Here is a 21,823-nt window from a genome sequence, read left to right as displayed (position 1 = left end):
CTCAGCCCCAAGGGGGAGATCACATGTTGGACGGCAAGACCATCGCGTTCCTCGTCGCTCCCGAGGGAGTGGAGCAGGTGGAGCTCACGGAGCCGTGGAAGGCGGTCAAGCAGGCGGGCGGCACGCCCAGGCTCGTCTCCACCAAGCGGGGCCAGATCCAGGCGTTCCACCACCTGGACAAAGGCGACCGGTTCGCCGTGGACGACACGGTGGATGACGCCGACCCGGCCTCGTTCGACGGTCTCGTGCTCCCTGGCGGCGTCGCGAACCCCGACTACCTGCGGATGGACCCGCGGGCCGTCCGGTTCGCCCGCGCCTTCTTCGACCTGGGCAAGCCCGTGGCCGCCATCTGCCACGCGCCCTGGACGCTGATCGAGGCGGACGTCGTGCGCGGCCGTACGATCACGTCCTGGCCGAGCCTGCGGACCGACCTGCGCAACGCGGGGGCGACGTGGGCGGACCAGGAGGTCGTGATCTGCACGTCAGGGCCCAACACCCTGGTCAGCAGCCGCAAGCCGGACGACCTCAAGGCCTTCTGCCAGGCCGCTACCGACGCGTTCGCGGAGTAGCCGCACCCTGGAGCAGGGTCTCGGCCAGGCCCCTGACCGCGGACTTGAGCCGCGCCACCCCGCCGTCCGCCATGACGTGCCGGGCCAGATCGGCATCGAAGGAGCCCAGCAGCGCGTGGGCGGCGAACTCCGCGTCCAGGCCACCTTCCGGCCGGGCCGCGGCGATCAGGGCCGTCACGTGCGCGTGCCAGCGCAGGTACGTCGGATCGCGGTACTTGTCCTCGGCGCAGGCTCGCTCGTGCGCGGCGAAGAGCGCCAGGTTGCGCTCGGCCAGCTCGCACAGCTCGTCCAGGAAGGCCGTCAGCCGGCCCTCGGGCGGCGCGCCGGGCCCGAGCGCGGAGCCGGGCGCCTCGATGGCCAGCGCCAGCGCGGCGGCCCGCTCGGCGAGCAGCTCCTGGAACAGCCCGGTACGGCTGCCGAAGCGCCGGAACAGCGTGCCCTTGCCGACCCCCGCCGCCGCGGCCACCCGGTCGAGGGAGATGTGCTCGGCGCCGTGGGCGGCGAGCAGCTCCTCCGTGGCCCGCAGGATCGCCTCCCGATTACGGGTCGCGTCTGACCGCACCGGCCTTACCTCCTCTTGCAAACGGACCGTCGGTCCTCATACTATCCCTGCCATCGAAGCGGACCGACAGTCCGCATCCTGACAGCGGGGAGAATGAGCATGCGTGCGTTGGTCGCGGGCCCGGGAGCCGAGGGACGCTTCGCGGAGGTGCCGGAACCCGAGCCGGGGCCCGGGCAGGCGCTCGTCGAGGTCCGTCACGCGTCCGTCAACTTCAGCGACCTGCGGCACATGGGCCGCCTGCCGGAGGGCACCGTGCTCGGCTACGACGCCGCCGGAGTCGTCCTGCGCGCCGCCGAGGACGGCACGGGACCGCGCGAGGGGGCGAGGGTGGCGGCGTTCGGGGCGGGCGCGTGGGCCGAGCGGGCGGCGTTCGACACCGGCTCGCTCGCGGTGGTCCCCGACGGGGTGGACCTGGTACGGGCCGCCGCGCTCCCGATGGCCGGCCTCACGGCGCTGCGTTCGCTGCGGGCCGCCGGACCCGCGCCGGGCTCGCGCGTCCTGGTGACCGGGGCGTCGGGGGCCGTGGGACGGCTGGCCGTGCAGCTGGCCGGGCGCGCCGGCGCCCACGTCATCGCCTCCGTCAGCAGACCGGAACGCGCCGAGCGACTGGCGGCCGGCCTCGGAGCTCCCGTCGACATCGTGGTGGGCCTGGACGGGGTCGAGCCGGTCGACGTCGTGATCGAGACGGTCGGCGGCCCGGCGCTCGTCGCCGCCTGGGCCCTGCTGAAGCCCGGCGGCAACCTCCAGAGCGTCGGCTGGGCCTCCGGGCAGCCCGCCGCCTTCCCTCCGAACTCGACCTTCTCCCTGGGCAGGGCCAGGTCGCTCAACTCCTTCGGCGACGTGACGGCCCCCGCCGACGACCTCGCCCACCTGCTCGCCCTCGTGGCCGCGGACGACATCTCCCTCGAAATCGGCCTGGCCGGCTCGTGGGAGGACCTGGACGCCGCGAAGGCCGCCCAGCTCGGCGGTTCCCTCACCGGGAAGATCGTCCTGGCGGTTGGCCGAACGCCCTGACGGGCCCGAAACCCACCTGTAACGCCTTGTCGTCGCCAAAGAAATGGTCTAGATGTAGTCCAAATGGAGCGTCCTCCACGCCCCCCAGGGAGACCTCAATGACCACTGAAGAGGATTCCAGGCGACTCGCCGAGCTCGGCTACAAGCAGGAGCTGGCCCGCACCTGGAGCGGTTTCTCCAACTTCGCCATCTCCTTCTCGATCATCTCCATCCTCGCCGGCTGCTTCACCACCTTCGGACAGGCCTGGAACTACGGTGGCCCGATCGCCATCTCCTGGGGCTGGCCGCTGATCTCCGCGTTCATCCTGATCATCGGTTTCTGCATGTCGGAGCTGGTGTCGGCGTACCCGACGGCGGGCGGCATCTACTGGTGGGCCGCCACGCTGGGCAAGCCGATCCACGGCTGGTTCACCGGCTGGCTCAACCTGATCGGCCTCATCGCCGTCACCGCGTCGGTGGACTACGGCTGCGCCACATTCCTCAACACCACGCTCAAGCTGGTCACCGACGGCGCGTGGGAAGCCACGTTGTCACAGGCGTTCCTGCTGTTCGTGATCATCCTCGTGGCCCACGCGCTGATCAACATCTACAGCCACAAGCTCATCTCGCTGCTGCAGAACGTCTCGGTGTGGTGGCACGTCGCGGGCGCCGCGATCGTCGTCGGGATCCTGATCTTCGCGCCCGACCACCACCAGTCGCTCGGCTTCGTCTTCGGCGGCACGAACAACAACTCCGGCTTCGGCGGCGGCTCCGACGGGCTGTCGTTCTGGTTCTACGTGCTGCCGCTCGGCTTCCTGCTCACCCAGTACACGATCACCGGCTTCGACGCCTGCGCGCACGTGTCGGAGGAGACCCAGGGCGCGGCCAGGACCGCCGCCCGCGGCCTGTGGCAGTCGATCTTCTACTCGGCGATCGGCGGCTGGATCCTGCTGCTGTCGTTCCTGTTCGCGGCCACGAACGTGGACGAGATCAACAAGCAGTCCGGGTTCGTGGGAGCCATCTTCGAGACCGCGCTCTCAGCTCCGCTGGCCACCGCGGTGTTCGCGATCTCCACGATCGGCCAGTTCTTCTGCGGGATGAGCTGCGTGACGTCGATGTCGCGCATGACGTACGCGTTCTCCCGGGACCGCGGCGTGCCCGGCTGGCGGCTGTGGTCGAAGGTGGACCGCAACCGCACCCCGGTCAACGCGATCATCGGAGGCTGCGTCGTGGCCGCCCTGATCACCCTGCCCGCCCTCTACGCGCCTCCCGGGCTGACCACGCCGGTCGCGTTCCTGGCCGTCGTGTCGATCGCGGTCGTCGGCCTCTACCTGGCCTTCCTCATCCCGATCTGGCTCCGGCTCCGCGCGGGCGACGCCTTCAAGCCGGGCCCGTGGACGCTCGGCCGCAAGTACAAGGTGCTCTGCTGGATCGCCTGCGTCGAGATCGTCGTCGTGTCGATCTACTTCATCATGCCGATCTCGCCCGCCGGGGTGCCCGGCAACAAGGCCTTCGACTGGACCTCGGTCAACTACGCCCCGATCGCGGTCGGGGTGGTGCTGGTCGGCATCGCCCTGTGGTGGGCGCTGTCGGCCAAGCACTGGTTCACCGGCCCCCGCCGCACGGTCGACGAGGTCCCGATCTCCTGACCCGGCCCGCGGGTACGGCCACCGCGGCCGTACCCGCCGCTCAGGAGGCTTCGAAGGCGGTGGCCACGGCCGCGCGGACCTCGGCCATCGAGGCCGTGCCGAGCTCGCGCTTGAGCGAGGTCATGTCCACGTCGGGCATGCCGCAGGCGACCGCCCAGTTCCACGGCTCCAGGTCGCCGTCGACGTTGAGCGCGAACCCGTGGCTCGTGACGCCCCGGCTCTGCCGCATCCCGATCGAGATGATCTTGCGGCCGGTCTCGGCGGTCCAGACGCCGGTCAGCAGCTCCGAGCCCGGCGGCGTGTCGCGACGCTCGGCGGGCAGCCCGAGCTTGCCCAGCGCCTCCACCAGCCGCAGCTCCACCTCGCGCACGTAGTCGACGATGCCCTGGTCCTCGGCGAGCTTGACGATCAGGTAGCCGACGAGCTGGCCGGGCCCGTGGTAGGTGAGCTGGCCGCCGCGCCCGGTCTCCATGACGGGGATGCCGCGCTCGGGCGCCGGTAGGTGGGCCATCGGCGTGCGGCGCCCGATCGTGTAGACCGACGGGTGGCTGAGCAGCCACAGCGTGTCCGGCCGCTCGTCCCGCTGGCGCTGCCCGACGAGGTCGGTCATGCGCTCCATCGCGGCGTCGTAGTCGACGAGATCGTCGTGGACGAGTGTCAGCGGCCTTGCCCTCATCCTTCGAGGATAAGCGGCATCCCGGGCATCGGCGCACGCGGCCCTGACCGCCAGAAGGTGTGGTCTTGTAACCCTTTTCCGGTTTCTCACCAAGCAGGGGCGTGAACCGACGAAGGGAGCTTGGCCGGTGCGTCTCAAACAGGCGAAGATCGCCACGGACCCCGTGGCATTCGAGGCCTTCTACCGGCGGCACGTCGACGCGGTCACCCGGTTCCTCGCCCGCCGCGTCGAGGATCCGCACACCGTTGCGGATCTGGTCGCCGAGGTCTTCGTGGCGGTGCTGGACTCGGCCCACACCTACCGCGCCGACCTCGGCACCGAGATCGCCTGGCTGTACGGCGTGGCGCGCAAGACGATCTCGGCCGAGCGGCGGCGGGCGTACAAGCAGTACCGGCTGACCGACCGGGTGAGCGGGCGGAGGCCGTTGGACACCGACGACGTCGCCCGGCTCGAAGAGCGCATCGACGCGGAGCGGCACGCCCGGCGGGCCTTCGAGGCCATGGCCGGCCTGCCCGAGGGGGAACGCGCCGTGCTGGAGCTGGTCGCCATCGACCAGCTCACGGTCACCGAAGCGGCGCACGCCCTCGGCATCCGGCCCGGGACCGCCAAGGTACGCCTGCACCGCGCACGCCAGACGCTGCGGAACCTGCCCTTCGTCATGGATGGAGCACCACGATGAGATTCGAGGAGCAACTGCTGATGGATCTGAAAGCGGAGATCGGCGCGCGGACCGAACGGCGTCGCCGTGTCACCCGCCGGCTGCTCGCCGGGGGCGCGGTGGCCGGGCTGGCCGCCGCGGCGGCGATCACGGTACCCCTGCTGGCCGGGGCGGAGACGCCCGCGTACGCCGTGACCAAGCAGGGCGACGGCACGATCCGGGTCGAGATCAAGGAGTTCGGCGACGCCGGCAAGCTGGAGCAGGACCTGAAGGCGGCGGGCGTGACCGCCGACGTCACCTATCTCAAGCCCAGGACGACGTGCGCCCCGGGCAGAGGCGAGCCCGTCGGAGGCGAGGCCACCACCCCTGAGGAGTGGCGCCGGTCCGTCTCCTACAAAGCCGCCCGCCCCCGGACCTCCGGGGTGGACATCAGTCCCCAGTATGTCGGCGCGGGCCAGACCCTGGTGCTGGAGTTCGCCGAGAAGCCGTACTGGAAGCTCAAGGCTCAGGTGATCACCGGCCAGGTCAAGCCCTGCACGGTGATCGACGACCCGGACGGCTCCTCAGCGGGGCAGCCGCCCATGGGTGACTAGCGACCGGTCGAGCCGGCCGTCCGCCGATCCACGGCGGGCGGCCCACCGGCGCCTGTCGCGGACGTCACGCCGCCGAACGGTAGCCCCTCGGCTCCTCCGGGATGAGGATCCACATGACGACGTAGACGACCCACAGCGGCCCGGGGATGAGCGACAGCAGGAGCCACAGGATCCGGACGAGAGTGGGCGGCAGGCCCATCTTGTCGGCGAGACCGCCGCAGACGCCGGCCAGAATCCTGTGCTCTCGTGAGCGGTACATGATGTTTCCTCCGTGTGTGACGACCTACCTGTTCAACGGACGGACAGGCCGACGGACTCCCGTCAGGAACCCTGAGAAAACCCTGTAAGGGTCAGCCACTCATGTGCCATGCCCAGATGTCGGCTGGTCAGTCCCCGCGCCGGGTCCACGTGGATGAGCAGGAAGTCAGCCAGACCCTGATGCACCCTGAGATACTCCTCGTCCTCCGCCCACACCTGGTCGTCGAACCAGACGAACGGCCGCCGGCCCACATAGCGGGCCACGTGCTGCGTCTTGAACATCTCCCCGCGCTCCGAGACCACGTTCGGGTCCACGGGGATGACGGGCAGCGAGGGCAGGCCGATCCTGGGAGCGATCCAGTCGTTGGCGTGGTGCTCCCACGTCGTCGCCCAGACCAGCTCGGAGCCGGTCGCCAGGGCCAGGTCGAGGAGCCTGCGGCCGTGGCGCGGGTTGAGGTGCACGGTGTAGACCTCGCCGTCGATCGTGCACCGGTAGCGCCGGAAGTCCGGAGTGGGCCGGCCCATCGGGTTGAGCACGCCGTCCACGTCCAGCAGCAGCAGTGGTTTCATCCGGCCCGGTACTCCTGTGGGCTGACGCCGCGTACCCGCTTGAAGGCCGCGCTGAGCGCGAACGGGCTCCCGTACCCCACCTTCCTGGCCACCGAGCCGATCGTCGCGTTCGGCTCCCGCAGCAGGTCGGCGGCCAGCGCCAGGCGCCAGTCCGTGAGGAAGGACATCGGCGGCTCGCCGACCAGCTCGGTGAAGCGCCTGGCCAGCGACGCTCTGGACACGCCCACCTCGGTGGCCAGCGCGGCGACCGTCCACGGGTGCGCCGGGTTGTTCTGCAGCAGGCGCATGGCCCGGCCCACCACCGCGTCGCCCATCGCGCGGTACCAGGCGGGCGCCTCGTTCGCGTGAGTGGCGAACCACGAGCGCAGCACCGCGATGAGCAGCAGGTCGAGCAGCCGGTCGAGGACCGCCTCCTGGCCCGGCTCGTCCTTGACGATCTCGGCGCCGAGCAGCGAGATGATCGGGTCTCCCGGCTGGACGAGCAGTTGCGGCAGCGCGTCCAGCAGCCGCCTGCTGACCTCGCCCTCCAGGTTGTACGTGCCGGTGAGCAGCACGGTGCCCCCTGACGGGTCGTTCCCCCACGTGCGCACGCCCATGGACATGGTGTCGTAGGGCGACTCGCCGTCGATCGTGCGGCACTCCTGGCCGGGGAGGATGACGACCTGCGGCTTGAGGCCGGGCTCCGAGGCCACCGTGTACGGCCGCGGCCCCCGGGCGATCGCGACCTCCCCCGGCGACAGGCGCACGGGCTCGCCCGAGTCGAACGCGATCCACGACTCCCCGCGCACCTGCGCGATCAACGACAGCGGGGCCTCGTCCTGGATGCGCATCGACCAGGGCGGATCCAGGATCGAGCGGAGCAGGAAGGCGCCACGGGCCCGCGGGCCGTCCAGTAGCGCCGCCAGCTGGTCCATGGGTTAGACGATCGCATATGCCATTGCGCTTCTCAACCATGGAGAGTCTTATGGGTATGGCGGCTTACTAGATATATGACGATTCTGGTTCTGGGCGGCACGGGCAAGACCGGCCGCCGTGTGGTTGACCGCCTCAACGCTCTCGGCCTGCCTGTGCGGATCGGGTCCCGCCCCCTCTTCGACTGGCAGGACCGCTCCACGTGGCCGACGGCCCTCGACGGCGCGACGGCCGTCTATCTCGCCTATGTCCCCGATCTGGCCTTCCCCGGCGCGTACGAGGACGTCAAGGCGTTCACGGAGCTGGCCGTGAGCGGCGGCGTGCGGCGGCTGGTCCTGCTGTCCGGGCGGGGCGAGCCGGAGGCGGAGGCCAGCGAGCGGACCGTGCGGGAGTCCGGGGCCGAGTGGACGATCGTCCGCTGCAGCTGGTTCATGCAGAACTTCAGCGAGGGCTTCTTCTACGACCAGGTGCTCGAAGGCGTCATCGCGATGCCGGTCGCCGATGTGCCCGAGCCGTTCGTGGACGTGAACGACATCGCGGACGTGGCCGCCGCCGCGCTCAGCCGGGACGGCCACGCGGGCCGGCTCTACGAGCTCACCGGGCCGCGGCTGCTGACGTTCGCGCAGGCGGCCGAGGAGCTGTCCAGGGCCACCGGCCGGGAGATCTCGTTCGTGCGGGTGACGCCGGAGGAGTACGTGACCGCGGCCGTCAAGAACGGCGTGCCCGAGGAGGAGGCCGCGGGCCTGGCCGCGCTGTTCACCGGCATCCTGGACGGCCGCAACGCCTCGGTGGCGGACGGCGTGCGGCAGGCGCTCGGCCGCCCGGCCCGCGACTTCACCGACTACGCCGAGGCCGCCGCCGCGATGTGGCAGCGCCTCTGAGATCTCACGGGGTCGGTGCTCCTCGTGGCCGTACGGGACTCTGTACGCGACGCGAGCAACCCACCGGCCCCGGCATCCGCTAGCCTCACCCTCGTCACTCCCGCGTTCTCGGAAGGTTGTCGTCGTGATCGGCTGGCTAGAAGCGGTGGTTCTGGGGTTGGTCCAGGGGCTCACGGAGTTCCTGCCGATCTCCTCCAGCGCCCACATCCGGGTGGTCTCCGCCATCGCCGGCTGGCAGGACCCAGGGGCGGCGTTCACCGCCGTCATCCAGATCGGCACCGAGCTGGCCGTGCTGATCTATTTCCGCAAGGAGATCTGGGAGATCATCTCCACCTGGACCAGATCCCTGTTCAACAAGGACCTGCGCGGTCACTGGGCCGCCCGCATGGGGTGGTACATCATCGTCGGCTCGCTGCCGATCGTGGTGCTCGGCGTGACGTTCAAGGACCAGATCGAGACCGTCTTCCGCGACCTGCGCCTGGTGGGCACCACGCTGATCGTCTTCGCCCTCCTCCTCTGGTTCGCCGACCGCACCGCCCGCAACAAGCTCACGCTGGAGAAGCACCTCAGCTTCCCCCACGCCATCGTGTACGGCTTCGCCCAGGCGCTCGCCCTGATCCCCGGCGTGTCCCGCTCGGGCGGCACCACGACCGCCGGCCTGCTGCTCGACTACCGCCGCGAGGACGCCGCCAAATACTCATTCCTGCTGGCCATCCCCGCCGTGCTGGGTTCGGGCGTCTTCGAGCTGCGCGAGATCGGCAAGGGCCCGGCCCCCGAGTGGGGGCCGACGATCCTCGCCACGGTCATCTCGTTCGTCGTCGGATACCTGGCCGTGGCCTGGTTCCTGCGTTACATCAGCACCCACCGCTTCACCGGCTTCGTGATCTACCGGATCGTCCTGGGCTTCTTCCTCATCCTCGCGGTCACCGCGGGCTGGATCCCGGCCCTAGGCTGACACGAGGGCCGGAGCCGGATAGTACGCCGCCCACGCCTCGTCGCCCATGCGCAGGATCTTCAACCCGGTCCAGCCGAGGGCGACGACGGGCAGGATCCAGAACACCACGGTCAGGGGCCCGTACGGGACGGGGAACGAGACGACGTAGCCGACGAAGACGAGCAGCGGCACCCACCAGCCGACGAAGCCCGCCCGCCACACGGCCGCGGTCAGCAGCGGCAGGCCGAGGATGGCGAAGAACATCCACGGCATCTGGAAGCCGATGATGACGCCGGGCAGGTTCAGCATCTCGTCGAGGATGCGCTGCGCCTCCGCCGGCGAGTTGTGCTGCCCCAGCCACCACTCCACGGGGTCGATCATCAGCAGCGCGGACAGCGCGAGGTAGCCGATCACCGTCATCCCCGCCCCCACGTGGCCGAGCCGCGTGGCCCTGCGCCGGGTCAGATGGGCCAGGCCGAGCGCGGCCACGCCCATGAGCAGGTAGCTCCAGTGGTAGAGCGCGGACTCGGTCTGGGCCAGCGCGGGGTTCGCGCCGTAGCTGACCGCCTCCCGGTCGTCGCCCCAGGTGCCTGGATCGACGACGACGGCGACGGCCTGGAGCAGCGGGGCCACGATGAGCAGTACGCCCGCCGCGATGCGCCGAAAGGTCACCTGGTCGTTCAACATGCCGCCGACGGTAGGCGCCGCGCCCGCCGCCCGTCGTCCGCCTGCGGACCGATCCGGCGTCCCCTACGCGGTGGAGAAGATCACGTCGGCCGGAGGGTCCGGGGGTAGCGGCTGCAGAGGGCGAAGACGACGGCGAAGAGGGTCCAGGCGGCGACGTACGCGACGGGGTGGGCCCAGACGTCGCCGACGAGGTCGCTCAGCGCGGCGCGGCCCTCGAAGTAGAGCGCCAGGCCCGCCACCGCGCCGGGGATCGCGCCCCACCAGCGCTGCCACCACACCTCGTGGACGACCACCTCGAACACGACGAGGGCGATCGGGCCGAACAGCAGGAACTTCAGCCCGGGCGGCTGGGACAGCAACGCGGTGAGCCCCATGATCGCCGCCGCCGATGCGGCCGTCAGGAGCACCACGGCCCCGAAGGGCGCGGGCTCGTTCCGGGGATCGATGTCTTCGGACATGATCACCATTCTGGCCGACGGCGCGCTACCCGACGGACACGCCCTCCTTCGGGGAGACCGCCTGCGGACGGTAGGTGGCCAGCGTGAACAGCAGCGCCACCAGCCCGAACGCGGTGGCCAGCACGATCACGCCCGTCCTGCCGTACCAGTCGAGCGTCGCGCCGCCGGCCAGCCCCGCCAGGAAGAGGCCCACGTACTGGGCCGACGACAGCAGCCCCAGGCCGATCGGCACGTTGCCGGGCACCACGGAGACGGTCCTGAACTGCTGGGCGGGGGCCACCAGCCACCCGAGCGCGCCCCACAGGAACGCCCATACGAGGGCGACGGGCAGGGCCAGGTTCGCGACGGGGATGAGGGCCAGGAACAGGGTGCTCGCGCCCAGGGCGAGCAGCACCATCCTGCGCGGCCCGTACAGGTCGGTGAAGCGCCCGCCGAGCTGGTTGCCCACGATGCCGCCGATCCCCCACGCCCACAGCACGGCGGGCAGCGGCAGGTCGATCAGCGACCCGATGTAGGTGTACGCGGTGAACGCCGCCGCGAACAGCAGCAGCTGCGTCACCAGCACCGCCAGCACCTGCCGGTCGCCCAGCGGCGCGAGACGCTCCCGCAGCCGCCCCGACGTCGGGATCCTGACCACCGGCACCACCGTCGCGACCCAGGCGAACCCGATCACGCCCAGCCCCGCCACCATCCACAGCGTGGACCGCCAGCCCGAGACCGAGCCCAGCCAGGTGCCCAGGGGCACGCCGATCGCGTTCGCGACCGTCATCCCACCCATCACCAGCGCGAGCGCCCGGCCGCGCCGCTCGGGCTCGGTCAGCGCGTTCGCCACGCCGGACGCGGTCGGCGTGAACATCGCCGCCCCCGCCGCCGCGACCACCCGGGTGGCCATGACCAGCGGGTACGTCGGAGCCAGCGCGGTCAGGACGTTGCCCAGCACGAACACGCCGAGGGCCACCAGCAGCACGGTCCTGCGCGACAGCCGGGCGGTCAGGGCGGCGAGGACGGGCGACAGCACCGCGTACGCCAATGCGAAGACGGTCATGAGCTGCCCCGCCGCGGAGGACGAGATCCCCAGTTCCTTCGAGATGGGCGGTAAGAGCCCGGCGGTCACGAACATGCCCGTACCGATGGCGAAATTTCCGGCAGCAAGCGGGTAGAGCCGCGAAGTCATGGGGCCTCCAGGAAAAAGTTGGACATGCATCAAACTGACGTATAGTTGGATTGTTGTCAAACAATAGAACGAAGGTAGGGTTTGACCATGCGCCTGCTACCTCACCCGGCAACGGAGGACATCGAGCTCACGGAGGTCCTGCGGGCGCTGTCCGACCCCGTCCGCCTGGAGATCGTCGTCCGGCTCGCCCTCAGCGGCGTGATGAACTGCGGCGAGGCGGGCGACGACCTGGGCGTGCACAAGTCGACGGCCTCGCACCACTACCGGACGCTGCGCGAGGCGGGCGTGGTCATCACCAAGCAGGAGGGACGGCTGAAGTTCATGAGCCTGCGCCGCGACGACCTCGAGTCCCGCTTCCCCGGCCTGCTCGACTCCGTCCTCTCCGCCGCCGGGATCCCGAGCCCTGCCCTGATCCCGAGCGCCGACGTCCCCGCCCCGCGTTGATGCGCCACGACTCGCTGCCCATCCGGCACGTCCTGCCCGACCTGCTCGCCGCGCTCGACCGGCACGGCAGCGCGGTGCTCACGGCCCCGCCCGGCACGGGCAAGACGACGGTCGTGCCCCTGGCCCTGGCCGAGGCGGGCATGCGGGTGCTGGTCGCCGAGCCGCGGCGGCTGGCCGTGCGCGCGGCGGCCAGGCGGATGGGCGTGAGCTACACGATCAGGGGCGAGCGCCACACGGGCGCGAACCCGATGGTCGAGGTCGTCACGACCGGCGTCCTGCTCCAGCGCCTCCAGCGGGACCAGGAACTGGCCGGGGTGGACGCGGTCGTGCTCGACGAGTGCCACGAGCGGCACCTGGACGCTGACACCTCCCTGGCGTTCCTCCTGGACGTACGCGACACGCTCCGGCCCGACCTGCGCCTGCTGGCCACCTCGGCGACCGCCGACGCCGAGCCGTGGTCCCGGCTGATCGGCGGCCCGATCGTCGCGGCCACCGGCGCCGCGTACCCCGTCGAAACGGTGTGGGCCCCGCCTGCCCGCCCGGTCGCCCCGCCGCACGGCCTCCGTGTCGACCCCGCGCTGCTGTCCCACGTGGCCTCGGTGGTCCGCAGGGCGCTGGCGGAGCGGGACGGCGACGTGCTGTGCTTCCTGCCCGGCGTGGCCGAGATCGCCAGGGTCGCCGGGATGCTGGACGGCGTGGCGGTGCTCCAGGTGCACGGGCAGGCCCCGGCCCACGTCCAGGACGCCGTGCTCGCGCCGGGCCCGGCCCGCCGGGTGGTGCTGGCCACGTCGGTCGCCGAGTCGAGCCTGACCGTCCCCGGCGTCCGGGTGGTGGTCGACTCCGGCCTGGCCCGCGAGCCCCGTACCGACCACGCCCGCGGCCTGGGCTCCCTCACCACGGTCAGGGTCTCGAAGGCGTCGGCCGGCCAGCGCGCGGGCCGGGCGGGACGCGAGGCACAAGGCACGGTCTACCGGTGCTGGTCGGCGGCCGACCACGACCGTCTCGCCGACCACGCGCGGCCGGAGATCGCGCTCGCGGACCTGACGGGGTTCGCGTTGCAGGCCGCCTGCTGGGGCGCGCCCGACGCGTCGGGCCTGGCCCTGCTGGACCCGCCGCCGCCCGCCGCGATGTCCGCCGCCGGCCGCACCCTGGAGGCGCTGGGCGCGCTGGACCCGGCCTCGCGGGTGACGGAGCGCGGGCGCCGGATGGCGCTCGCGGGCGTGCATCCCCGCCTGGCCAGGGCCCTGCTCGACCTCGGCCCGAGCGCGGCCGAGGTGGTGGCCCTGCTGTCGGAGCAGCTGCCGCGCGACGCCGGCGACGACCTGGTGGAGGTCTGGCGCGCGGCCCGCCGGGGCGGCACCGGCTTCGCCGCCCGCTGGCGCCAGGAGACCAGGCGCCTCCAGCGGACCGCCGGCACGGGCCGCCCGGACCTGCCCGGCGACGCGCCGGCCGGGACGGCGGTGGCGCTGGCGTTCCCCGAGCGGGTGGCGCGCAGGCGGGGTGGCGGCTACCTCATGGCCTCCGGCACGCAGGCCCAGCTCCCGGAGGGGTCCAGGCTGCACACCGCCGAGTGGCTGGCCATCGCCGTCGCCGACCGGCAGTCGGGCTCGGCCTCGGCCCGCATCAGGCAGGCCGTGGAGATCGACGAGGCGACCGCCAGGCTGGCTCACCCCACCACCACCCAGGACGAGATCGCCTGGCACGTCCCTCCGGGCGAGCGTCGCGGCGACGTGCTCGCCCGCAGGGTCGAGCGCCTGGGCGCGATCGAGCTGTCCGCCGCCCCGCTCAAGGACGCCGACGTCCGCGAGGCCGTCCTGTACGGCCTGCGCGCGGAGCCCGACGTCCTGACCTGGACGAAACAGGCCAAGGACCTACGGGATCGCCTGGCCTTCTGCCACCGCGCCATCGGCGCCCCCTGGCCCTCCACGGACGCGCTCATCGACCTGGCCGACCAGTGGCTGGAGCCCGAGCTGTCCAGGGCCCGTCGCCGGACCGACCTGGAGCGCATCGACGTGGCCGCGGCGCTGAAACGCCTGATCCCCTGGAGCGAGCGCCTGGAGCGGGCGGCTCCCGAACGCATCGAGGTCCCCAGCGGCTCCCACATCCGCGTCGACTACTCGGGCGACCGGCCGGTGCTGGCGGTGAAGCTGCAGGAGCTGTTCGGCTGGCAGGAGACGCCCGAGATCTCCGGCGTGCCCGTCCTGGTGCACCTGCTCTCCCCGGCGGGCCGCCCGGTGGCCGTCACCGCGGACCTGGCGTCGTTCTGGCGCGAGGGCTACCGTTCGGTACGCGCGGAGCTCCGCGGTCGCTACCCCAGGCACCCCTGGCCGGAGGACCCGCTGACCGCGCCTCCCACCCGCCGCGCCAAGGAGAGACGAGCATGACCAGCGTGGCAGCCGCCGCCCGCGACAACGCCGAGTGGTGCGACGCGATGTGCCGCGCGCACGGCACGCCCGGCGCGTTCGCGGACCGGGCCTGGACCAACCCCGCCAGGACCCCGCCCTTCTACCCGGACGCGGTGACGCTCTCGCCCGACGCGACGGCGGCCGACGTGCTCGGCCGCATCGACGCGGGCCCGGGGGCGTCGGTCAAGGACAGCTTCGCCACGCTCGACCTGCCGGGCTTCGAGGTGCTGTTCGAGGGTCAATGGATCCACCGTGAGCCACCGGAGCGCCGCGAGCCCACGATCGCCATGGAGGTGGTGAGCGACGCCGCCACGCTGCGCGCCTGGGAGCAGGCGTGCTTCGACGGCGAGGTCGGCGGCCTCTTCCTGCCCACGATCCTCGACGAGGTCACGATTCTGTGCGGCAGGAGAGGGGACGCCGTCGTCTGCGGCTCCGTGCTCACCCCGCGCCAGCAGGTCGTGGGCGTCTCCAACGTGTTCGGCGAAGCCGTGTGGGAGGCGACCCTGGCCGTGGCGGCCAGGACGTTCCCCGGCCGGCCCCTGGTCGGCTGGGAGGTCGACCCGGCGGACGCCCTGCGGCACGGCTTCACCACGATCGGCCCGCTACGCGTCTGGAGCAAGATCGCCTAGGGTCGGGTTCTCCAGCACCGGAAAGCGCTCGGCCCCCACGCCCACGTCCTTGAACCCACTCGACGTGGCCACGCACACGACGGGCCCGTCGAAGTCCCGCCGCAGCTTCCGGTGTCCCGCCAGCCCCGCCGCGCCCGACAGCTCCTGCCACAGCCCCTGCCCGGCCAGGTCCCGCTGCGCCGCCCGCAGCTCCTCGTCGGTCACGAGCAGGGCCTCGCCGCCGCTGTCGCGCACGGCCACCACCCCGCGGTGCCCGCCGACCGGCCCGGCGATGCCGTACGCGTCGCTGGCCCCCAACTCGACGATCGCGGCCGGAGCGCCGGTGGCCAGCGCCCGCGCGTGGGGCCCGCCGGCCGCCGTCTCGCAGGAGAACATCCGCGGCACGGCCTCGGTCAGCCCCAGCAGCCGCAGCTCCACGAACCCCTTCCACATCCCGTAGAGCAGCTCGGCGTACCCGGTGGGGGTGAAGACGGCCGCGGGCACGCCTCCGAGCTGCAGGAACAACTCGTAGGCGATCGTCTTGTAACCCTCGGGCCCGAACGGGTGCCCGGTGTGCGTCACCGTCTGGTTGCTGACCGGGTGGTAGCCGAGCCGGTCGACGACCTCGCGCAGCAGCGGCCAGCGTGCCTCGGCGGGCACGGAGACGACCTTGGCCCCGTACGCGCGCACGAACGCCTGCACGGCGGGCGGCGAGTCCGCCGAGGTCAGCACGATGGCGGGCAGCCCTGCTCGGGCGGCGTAGGCGGCGGCCGAGGCCCCGTGGTTGCCGGACGAGGCCACGACCACGCCGGGCGCGCCCGAGGCGACGGCGGCGCTGACCGCGACCCGGTTGAGGCGGTCCTTGTGCGACCAGGTCGGGTTACGGGACTCGTCCTTGACGTAGATCCCGTCGAACTCCACCAGCGGCGTCCCGCCCTCTCCCAGCGTGGGCGCCTCCAGCGGCGGCAGCAGTGGCGACCAGCGCGCGAGGTCCGTGCCCGGATCCTGCTCGAACAGGCGCGGATCAACCCGCCCGTAGTCGTACGTGATCTCCAGCGGATAGGCGATCTCGTCCGTGCTGGTCCTGGGACAGCCCCGCGTCAGCGGCGGGAACAGCGGGAACTCGGTCGCGGGGTCACCCAGCGAGCGCTGGCGGAGGGCAAGGGAGGGTCCGTTCACGTGCATCGACCCTATCGAGCCGCGCTGCCAGGATGCAGACTCTAGTCATGTTGTGGGCAGGCAGGTCCGCTGTCGAGATCGCGACGGCCGTCCGGCGTGGGGACGTCACGGCCACGACCGTCGTCGAGGAGCACCTTCACGCCATCTCGGAGCGGGATTCCAAAGTAGGGGCGTTCCGTCGGATCAGAGAGCGGGCCGTGGAGGAGGCGCAGGCCGTACAGAAACGGCGCGACCTGGCGGACCTGCCGCTGGCCGGCGTGCCCGTGGCGGTCAAGGACAACCTGGAGGTCGCGGGCGAGGCCACCCGCGGCGGGTCCGCGGTCACGGCGGACGCGCCCGCGCCGGAGGACCACGTGACGGTGGCGCGCCTGCGGGCCGCGGGGGCGGTGGTCGTCGGCCTGACGAACCTGCCCGAGCTGGGGCTCGTCGCGCTCGGCGACAGCGCGTACGGCATCGTCCGCAACCCCTGGAACCCGGCCAGGACGGCCGGCGGGTCGTCGTCGGGCAGCGCCGCGGCCGTGGCGGCGGGCATGGTGCCGCTGGCGCTGGGCAACGACGGCATGGGTTCGCTGCGCATCCCGGCCGCCTGCTGCGGCGTGCTGGCCGTCAAGCCCGGCACCGGGCTCGTGCCCCCGCCGACCGACCACTGGGACGGGCTGACGGAGAACGGCCCCCTGGCGACGACCGCGTCCGACCTGGCGCTGGCGCTGTCCGTACTGGCCGCCGACCCGGCGCTGGCCGAGTCCTGGCGCGGCGGCCGCCGGATCGAGCCACGGCCACCCATGCTGCGCTCGGTCTGGGCGGACGACGACGAGATCTGGGAGCCGCAGCCGCCCCAGGACAGCCCCGAGCCGTTCGACCTGCGGGTGGCGTACGCGCCCCAGCCGCTCCCCGTCGGCCTGCCTGTCGACAGGGAGTTCCAGGCCGCGGTGCGCGGGGCGGCGGAGACGCTGCGCCAGGCCGGGCACACGGTGGTCGAGCACCGCGACAAGCTGCCCGCCTGGCTCGGCCCCGCCACGATCGCCACCTGGCTCACCAGGGCCGCCGCGTCGGCCGACGGCCTGGACCGGCGCCGGCTCGAACGCCGCACCCGCGGACTGGCCCGTGCGGGCCGGGTGCTCGGCGCGCTCAAGCTCGACGGCGTGCGCGGCCGGGAGCGCTGGAGCGGCTACGGGGCCGACCAGTGGTTCGGGGACGCCGACGTGCTGATCACGCCCGCACTGGCCACCGTCCCGCCGAAGGCCGAGCGCTGGGGCGAGCGCGGCTTCGTCCGCAACGCGCTGGCCAACATCAGGTACGCCCCCACCACCGGCCCCTGGAACATGTGCGGCTGGCCCGCCATCACGGTCCCCCTGGCCACGCACTCCACCGCGCTGCCCATCGGCATCCAGATCATCGCCCCACCCGGCGGCGAACCCCACCTGCTCGGCCTGGCCGCCCAGCTCCAGGCCGCCCATCCCCCGGTCAGGCCGCCCGGCTTCGCGTTCTGAGCGGCTGTTTCGAGCCGCTGTTTCGAGCCGCTGAGGGTGCACCTGACAGGTGTACCTCCAGCGGGGCGCTGGCCGGCGTGCGGGCCGTGCCGCAGCCTGGTCCGCATGAACACACGTGAATGGCTCGTGCTCGTCACGCTGTGCGGCGCGACGTTCATGACAGGTCTGGATTATTCGATCATCACGGTCGCGCTCCCCGAGCTCGGCCGCGATCTGGGTTTCGCCACGCGGGGCGACCTGCAGTGGGTGGTGACGGCCTGCCTGCTGCCGACGGCCGCGTTGATGCCGCTGTTCGGGCGGGTGTCGGACGTGGTGGGGCGGCGCAGGCTGTTCGCGGCCGGCGTGACGGCGTTCACCGGGTTCTCCCTGCTGGCGGCCCTGGCTCCGGTGCCGGGGGTGCTGGTCGGCGCCAGGGCCGGGCAGGGCGTGGCGGCGGCCATGATCGGCCCGACGGCGCTGGCCCTCATGACCACGGCCTTCGCCGAGGGCCCGAAGCGTACGAGGGCGATGGGCGTCAACGGGGCGCTGCTCTCGCTCGGCTTCGTGGCCGGGACCATCGGCGGCGGCCTGGTCACCAGCGGGCTGAGCTGGCGCTGGACCATGCTCATCCTGGTGGGGATCGGCGTGGTCGTGCTGGTGGGCGCGCTCACCGTGCTCCCCGGCGACTCCGGCGGGAGCGCCGTCCGGCTGGACGTGCCGGGGGCCGTGCTGGCGAGCGGCGGGCTGTTCGCCCTGGTCTACGGCATTTCTACGCTCACGTGGGTCGGCGTCGCGGCGGCCGTGCTGCTGCTGGGGGCGTTCCTCGCGGTCGAGGCCAGGCACGCCGCCCCGCTGGTGCCACTACGGCTGCTGCGCCGGCCCACGGTGAAGTGGGGGATGGCGGTGGCGCTGGTGACGTTCGGCATGTGCGGCGGGGCGACGCTGCTGCTGAGCGTCTACATGCAGGACGTGCTCGGCTGGTCCGCGCTGCGGACGGGGCTCGGGTTCCTCGGCGAGGGCGTGGCCGCCCTGGTCGCGGGCGGCCTGGCGGCCCGGCTGATCGGCGCGTACGGCGCCCCCGCGACCGTGGCGGCCGGCTTGACCGCGCAGGCCGTGGGGACGGCGGCGATGGTGTTCCTGCCCGCCTCGGGAGGGCTGGGGGTGCTGCTGTCCACCTCGGCGGCGATGGGCTTCGGTCACGTGCTGACCGTGGTGGCCGCGATCACGACGATCACGTCCGGGCTCGACCCGGCCGACCAGGGGGTGGCGGGCAGCCTCGCGCAGATGCCCACGTTCGTCGGGGCGATCGGGGTGGCCGGGCTGACCGCCGTCGCATCGGCGTACGCCGAGCTGCTGACGGGCCTGCACGCGGCGTTCGCGGTGGCGGGGGCGGTCGCCCTGCTCGGGGCGGCCGGGGGCGCCCTGCTGCTGCGCCGCGCTACCCCTGCCGCAGCAGGCGTCTGAGCGGCTCCTCCGAGCCGGGCTCCGGCTGGAAGAGCACCACGCCCTGCCCCTCGTCGTCGGGCGTACGCAGCAGCTCGGCGGTGAGCGTGACGACGCCGAGCTCGGGGTGGCGGTAGCCGCGCGAGATGGAGGCGCAGTTGCTCACCGGATGCCGCGTCCACATGGCCCTGAACTCGGCGCTCCCGGCCGTCAGCTCGTCGACCAGCGCGCGCAGCCCCTCGTCGCCGGGGAACTTGCCGAGCGACACCTGCAGGTACGCGATGTCGTCCAGGGCCTTGCTCTCCCAGTCGACGTAGAACTCGCGGGAGCGGGGGTCGAGGAAGTCCATGCGGGCGAAGTTGGGGCGCGGCTCGCGCTCCGGCGCGTCGAAGTCCAGGTGCGGGGTGAACAGCGCGTGCGCGAGCCGGTTCCAGGCCAGCACGTCGGCGCGCCGGCCCACCGCCCAGGCCGGCACCTCCGTGAACGACTCGACCATGCGCCTGATCCCGGGCCTGAGCAGCTCAGGCCCGACCGGCGGGCGGGACCGGACGGCGCGGGCCAGGCGGTGCAGGTGGGCCCGCTCGTCGTCGTCCAGCCGCAGCGCGCGGGCGAGCGCGTCGAGCACCTCGTCGGAGACGTTCGGGCTCTGCCCCTGCTCCAGCCGGGTGTAGTAGCCGACGCTCAGGCCCGCCAGCGGCGCCAGCTCCTCCCTGCGCAGCCCTGCCACACGCCGGTGCCGCACCCCCGGCCCGAGCCCGACGTCCTGCGGCTTGAGCCGCGCGCGCCGGGCCCGGAGGAATTCACCGAGACTCATCGATGTGCCGTGCTCAGACCCCGACCGGATGCCAGACGGTCTTGGTCTCCAGGAACCGCGTCATCCGGCCGGTCCCCGGGTCGGCCGCCCAGTCCTGCCGGGAGGGGCGCAGGACGCGCTTGAGGTTCTCCGCCGCCGCCTGCTCGCAGCTCAGCGCCAGGTCGGCGTCCTCGACCCCGGTCAGGTCGAGCCCGTTGACGTCCATGTGCGCCGCCAGCCAGGGCGCCAGCTCGGCCTGGTGCCCAGTGAGGACGTTCACCACGCCCCCGGGCAGGTCGGACGTGGCCAGGACCTCCGCCAGCGTGATCGACGCGAGCGGCGTGCGCTCGGACGCCACGACGACGCACGTGTTGCCGGTCACGATCACGGGCGCGACCACCGACACCAGCCCGAGCAGCGGATCGGCGGGCGCGATCACGGCCACCACACCGGTCGGCTCGGGCGAGGACAGGTTGAAGTACGGGCCCGCGACCGGGTTGGCCGCGCCGTGCACGGCGGCGATCTTGTCGGACCACCCCGCGTACCAGACGAGCCGGTCGATCGCGGCGTCCACCTGCTCCAGCGCCGCCTTCTTGCCGCCGCCGACCTCCTCGGCGAACTGCGCGCGCCGCCCCTCCAGCATCTCGGCGACCCGGTAGAGGATCTGCCCCCGGTTGTAGGCGGTGGCGCCCGACCAGCCGGGGAACGCCTTGCGCGCGGCCACCACGGCGTCGCGGGCGTCCTTGCGCGAGGCGCGGGACGCGTTGCCGAGGAATTCGCCCTTGGCCGAGGTCACGGGGTAGGACCTCCCACTCTCCGAGCGCGGGAACGCCCCTCCGATGAACAGCTTGTAGGTCTTTCTGACGGACAACCTACTCATCGCCCCGCCCCCTCCACGTGGACTCCTGCGACATCTGGACCGGCACGAAGACCTGGCCGCACCGGCTCACGCCGCAGCGGTGGGCGTACCAGCCGGTGCGTACGGGCCGCCCGGCCCTGGCGAAGGCGTGACCCCTGGTGGCCTGTGCCCGCCGCCTGGCGCGGCGGGGACGGCGATGCTCACACGTCAAGGTAGGCCTCCAAGCCGTGCAGACCGCCTTCGCGGCCATAGCCGGACTCCTTGTAACCGCCGAACGGCGAGGCCGGATCGAACTTGTTGAACGTGTTGGCCCACACCACCCCCGCCCGCAGCCGGTCAGCCATCCACAGGATCCGCGACCCCTTCTCCGTCCAGATCCCCGCCGACAACCCATACGGCGTGTTGTTGGCCTTCTCCACCGCCTCGGCCGGCGTGCGGAACGTCAGCACCGACAACACCGGCCCGAAGATCTCCTCCCGCGCGATCGTGTGCGACTGCGCCACCCCCGTGAAGATCGTGGGCGGGAACCAGAACCCCCGCTCCGGCAGCTCGCAGGCGGGCGACCAGCGCTCGGCGCCTTCCGATTCCCCGACCGCCGACAGCTCGCGGATCCTGGCCAGCTGCTCGGCCGAGTTGATCGCGCCGACGTCGGTGTTCTTGTCCAGCGGGTCACCCACCCGCAGCGTGCCCAGCCGCCGCTTCAACGCCGCCAGCAACTCCTCCTGAACCGACTCCTCCACCAGCAGCCGCGACCCGGCGCAGCACACGTGACCCTGGTTGAAGAAGATCCCGTTCACGATCCCCTCCACCGCCTGGTCGATCGCGGCGTCGGCGAACACGATGTTGGCCGCCTTGCCACCCAGCTCCAAGGTCAGCCTCTTGTCCGTGCCGGCCACCGTCCGGGCGATGATCCTGCCCACCTCGGTCGAACCGGTGAAGGCCACCTTGTCCACATCCGGGTGCGCCACCACCGCCGCGCCCGTCTCGCCCGCGCCGGTCACGATGTTCACCACCCCCGGCGGCAGATCGGCCTGCCGGCAGATGTCGGC

Annotated in this window: 24 protein-coding genes; 12 read left to right on the top strand and 12 right to left on the bottom strand. The window is 72.4% G+C overall.

Translation table 11 applies throughout. The features are described from left to right. The first annotated feature begins 23 nt into the window (after window positions 1-23). Window positions 24-569 (top strand): type 1 glutamine amidotransferase domain-containing protein, encoded by a 546-nt coding sequence (locus tag ACIHFD_RS26175; protein WP_397369084.1) that lies wholly within the window; start codon window positions 24-26, stop codon window positions 567-569. Here the strand turns inward: ACIHFD_RS26175 and ACIHFD_RS26170 are convergent. Next, window positions 547-1,131 (bottom strand): TetR/AcrR family transcriptional regulator, encoded by a 585-nt coding sequence (locus ACIHFD_RS26170; protein WP_397369083.1) that lies wholly within the window; start codon window positions 1,129-1,131, stop codon window positions 547-549. The genes ACIHFD_RS26175 and ACIHFD_RS26170 overlap by 23 nt on opposite strands. A 99-nt stretch (window positions 1,132-1,230) precedes the next feature. Here ACIHFD_RS26170 and ACIHFD_RS26165 point away from each other — a divergent pair, with 99 nt between their 5' ends. Both ACIHFD_RS26165 and ACIHFD_RS26160 read left to right on the top strand, forming a co-directional pair. Further along, a complete protein-coding gene (locus tag ACIHFD_RS26165; RefSeq protein ID WP_397369082.1) occupies window positions 1,231-2,145 on the top strand; it encodes a zinc-binding dehydrogenase in 915 nt (304 codons plus the stop codon). A gap of 98 nt (window positions 2,146-2,243) precedes the next feature. Further along, window positions 2,244-3,773, top strand: a complete 1,530-nt coding sequence (locus ACIHFD_RS26160; protein ID WP_397369081.1) for an amino acid permease — start codon at window positions 2,244-2,246, stop codon at window positions 3,771-3,773. Window positions 3,774-3,813: 40 nt separating this feature from the next. Here ACIHFD_RS26160 and lipB read toward each other — a convergent pair whose 3' ends face one another. Next, window positions 3,814-4,449: a lipoyl(octanoyl) transferase LipB gene (gene lipB, locus ACIHFD_RS26155; RefSeq protein WP_397369080.1), complete on the bottom strand. Its 636-nt coding sequence runs from the start codon at window positions 4,447-4,449 to the stop codon at window positions 3,814-3,816. Window positions 4,450-4,576: 127 nt separating this feature from the next. Here lipB and ACIHFD_RS26150 point away from each other — a divergent pair, with 127 nt between their 5' ends. Then, window positions 4,577-5,128: an RNA polymerase sigma factor gene (locus tag ACIHFD_RS26150; RefSeq protein ID WP_397369079.1), complete on the top strand. Its 552-nt coding sequence runs from the start codon at window positions 4,577-4,579 to the stop codon at window positions 5,126-5,128. Further along, window positions 5,125-5,700 (top strand): hypothetical protein, encoded by a 576-nt coding sequence (locus ACIHFD_RS26145; protein ID WP_397369078.1) that lies wholly within the window; start codon window positions 5,125-5,127, stop codon window positions 5,698-5,700. Before ACIHFD_RS26150 ends, ACIHFD_RS26145 begins: the two co-directional genes overlap by 4 nt. Window positions 5,701-5,764: 64 nt before the next feature. Here the strand turns inward: ACIHFD_RS26145 and ACIHFD_RS26140 are convergent, their stop codons facing one another. The 3 genes from ACIHFD_RS26140 to ACIHFD_RS26130 form a co-directional block, all read right to left on the bottom strand. Continuing rightward, on the bottom strand, window positions 5,765-5,959 hold the full coding sequence (locus ACIHFD_RS26140) for a PspC domain-containing protein (protein WP_350741857.1): 195 nt from the start codon (window positions 5,957-5,959) through the stop codon (window positions 5,765-5,767). Window positions 5,960-6,021: 62 nt separating this feature from the next. Next, window positions 6,022-6,528 (bottom strand): HAD domain-containing protein, encoded by a 507-nt coding sequence (locus ACIHFD_RS26135; RefSeq protein WP_350741855.1) that lies wholly within the window; start codon window positions 6,526-6,528, stop codon window positions 6,022-6,024. Then, window positions 6,525-7,442 carry an AraC family transcriptional regulator gene (locus ACIHFD_RS26130; RefSeq protein WP_355204026.1) on the bottom strand — a complete coding sequence of 306 codons (918 nt, stop codon included), beginning with the start codon at window positions 7,440-7,442 and terminating at the stop codon, window positions 6,525-6,527. The genes ACIHFD_RS26135 and ACIHFD_RS26130 overlap by 4 nt, the downstream gene beginning before the upstream one ends. A 75-nt stretch (window positions 7,443-7,517) precedes the next feature. On the opposite strand from ACIHFD_RS26130, the gene ACIHFD_RS26125 reads away from it, so the two are divergent. Next, the gene (locus ACIHFD_RS26125; protein ID WP_397369077.1) at window positions 7,518-8,321 is read left to right on the top strand and encodes an NmrA family NAD(P)-binding protein; all 804 of its coding nucleotides are present in this window, start codon (window positions 7,518-7,520) and stop codon (window positions 8,319-8,321) included. A 124-nt stretch (window positions 8,322-8,445) separates the two neighbouring features. After that, entirely contained in the window at window positions 8,446-9,276 is an 831-nt protein-coding gene (locus ACIHFD_RS26120) for an undecaprenyl-diphosphate phosphatase (RefSeq protein WP_350741849.1), read from the top strand. On the opposite strand, the gene ACIHFD_RS26115 is transcribed toward ACIHFD_RS26120, so the two are convergent. The 3 genes from ACIHFD_RS26115 to ACIHFD_RS26105 form a co-directional block, all read right to left on the bottom strand. Then, the gene (locus ACIHFD_RS26115; RefSeq protein WP_397369076.1) at window positions 9,268-9,942 is read right to left on the bottom strand and encodes a hypothetical protein; all 675 of its coding nucleotides are present in this window, start codon (window positions 9,940-9,942) and stop codon (window positions 9,268-9,270) included. The two genes, ACIHFD_RS26120 and ACIHFD_RS26115, sit on opposite strands and share 9 nt — an antisense overlap. Window positions 9,943-10,022: 80 nt before the next feature. Further along, window positions 10,023-10,400, bottom strand: a complete 378-nt coding sequence (locus ACIHFD_RS26110; protein WP_397369075.1) for a hypothetical protein — start codon at window positions 10,398-10,400, stop codon at window positions 10,023-10,025. 25 nt (window positions 10,401-10,425) lie between these two features. Further along, entirely contained in the window at window positions 10,426-11,574 is a 1,149-nt protein-coding gene (locus ACIHFD_RS26105; protein WP_363961868.1) for an MFS transporter, read from the bottom strand. A gap of 87 nt (window positions 11,575-11,661) precedes the next feature. Here ACIHFD_RS26105 and ACIHFD_RS26100 point away from each other — a divergent pair, with 87 nt between their 5' ends. The 3 genes from ACIHFD_RS26100 to ACIHFD_RS26090 are packed head-to-tail and all read left to right on the top strand — an operon-like array spanning window position 11,662 to window position 15,052. Beyond that, window positions 11,662-12,018, top strand: a complete 357-nt coding sequence (locus ACIHFD_RS26100; RefSeq protein ID WP_350741841.1) for a helix-turn-helix transcriptional regulator — start codon at window positions 11,662-11,664, stop codon at window positions 12,016-12,018. Beyond that, window positions 12,018-14,402, top strand: coding sequence for an ATP-dependent helicase HrpB (gene hrpB, locus ACIHFD_RS26095; protein WP_397369074.1), 2,385 nt, complete (start codon window positions 12,018-12,020; stop codon window positions 14,400-14,402). Before ACIHFD_RS26100 ends, hrpB begins: the two co-directional genes overlap by 1 nt. After that, window positions 14,399-15,052 carry a hypothetical protein gene (locus tag ACIHFD_RS26090; protein ID WP_397369073.1) on the top strand — a complete coding sequence of 218 codons (654 nt, stop codon included), beginning with the start codon at window positions 14,399-14,401 and terminating at the stop codon, window positions 15,050-15,052. The genes hrpB and ACIHFD_RS26090 overlap by 4 nt, the downstream gene beginning before the upstream one ends. Here the strand turns inward: ACIHFD_RS26090 and ACIHFD_RS26085 are convergent. Further along, a complete protein-coding gene (locus ACIHFD_RS26085) occupies window positions 15,026-16,210 on the bottom strand; it encodes a pyridoxal-phosphate dependent enzyme (protein ID WP_397369072.1) in 1,185 nt (394 codons plus the stop codon). The two genes, ACIHFD_RS26090 and ACIHFD_RS26085, sit on opposite strands and share 27 nt — an antisense overlap. Before the next feature lie 47 nt (window positions 16,211-16,257). Between ACIHFD_RS26085 and ACIHFD_RS26080 the strand changes: the two genes are divergently transcribed. Both ACIHFD_RS26080 and ACIHFD_RS26075 read left to right on the top strand, forming a co-directional pair. Further along, on the top strand, window positions 16,258-17,700 hold the full coding sequence (locus tag ACIHFD_RS26080; RefSeq protein WP_397369071.1) for an amidase: 1,443 nt from the start codon (window positions 16,258-16,260) through the stop codon (window positions 17,698-17,700). A 105-nt stretch (window positions 17,701-17,805) separates the two neighbouring features. Next, window positions 17,806-19,143: an MFS transporter gene (locus ACIHFD_RS26075; RefSeq protein ID WP_397369070.1), complete on the top strand. Its 1,338-nt coding sequence runs from the start codon at window positions 17,806-17,808 to the stop codon at window positions 19,141-19,143. Here the strand turns inward: ACIHFD_RS26075 and ACIHFD_RS26070 are convergent. The 3 genes from ACIHFD_RS26070 to ACIHFD_RS26060 all read right to left on the bottom strand — a co-directional run. After that, the gene (locus ACIHFD_RS26070) at window positions 19,118-19,936 is read right to left on the bottom strand and encodes a helix-turn-helix transcriptional regulator (protein ID WP_397369069.1); all 819 of its coding nucleotides are present in this window, start codon (window positions 19,934-19,936) and stop codon (window positions 19,118-19,120) included. The genes ACIHFD_RS26075 and ACIHFD_RS26070 overlap by 26 nt on opposite strands. A gap of 13 nt (window positions 19,937-19,949) precedes the next feature. Further along, the gene (locus ACIHFD_RS26065; RefSeq protein ID WP_363961854.1) at window positions 19,950-20,795 is read right to left on the bottom strand and encodes an aldehyde dehydrogenase family protein; all 846 of its coding nucleotides are present in this window, start codon (window positions 20,793-20,795) and stop codon (window positions 19,950-19,952) included. Window positions 20,796-20,974: 179 nt separating this feature from the next. Next, window positions 20,975-21,823, bottom strand: an 849-nt coding sequence (locus ACIHFD_RS26060; protein ID WP_397369068.1) for an aldehyde dehydrogenase family protein, incomplete at its 5' end; no start/stop codon positions are given.

Source organism: Nonomuraea sp. NPDC051941, from assembly GCF_044593615.1.
Note: the sequence above shows the minus strand (reverse complement) of the source record. Positions and strands in the feature narration are given on the sequence as shown.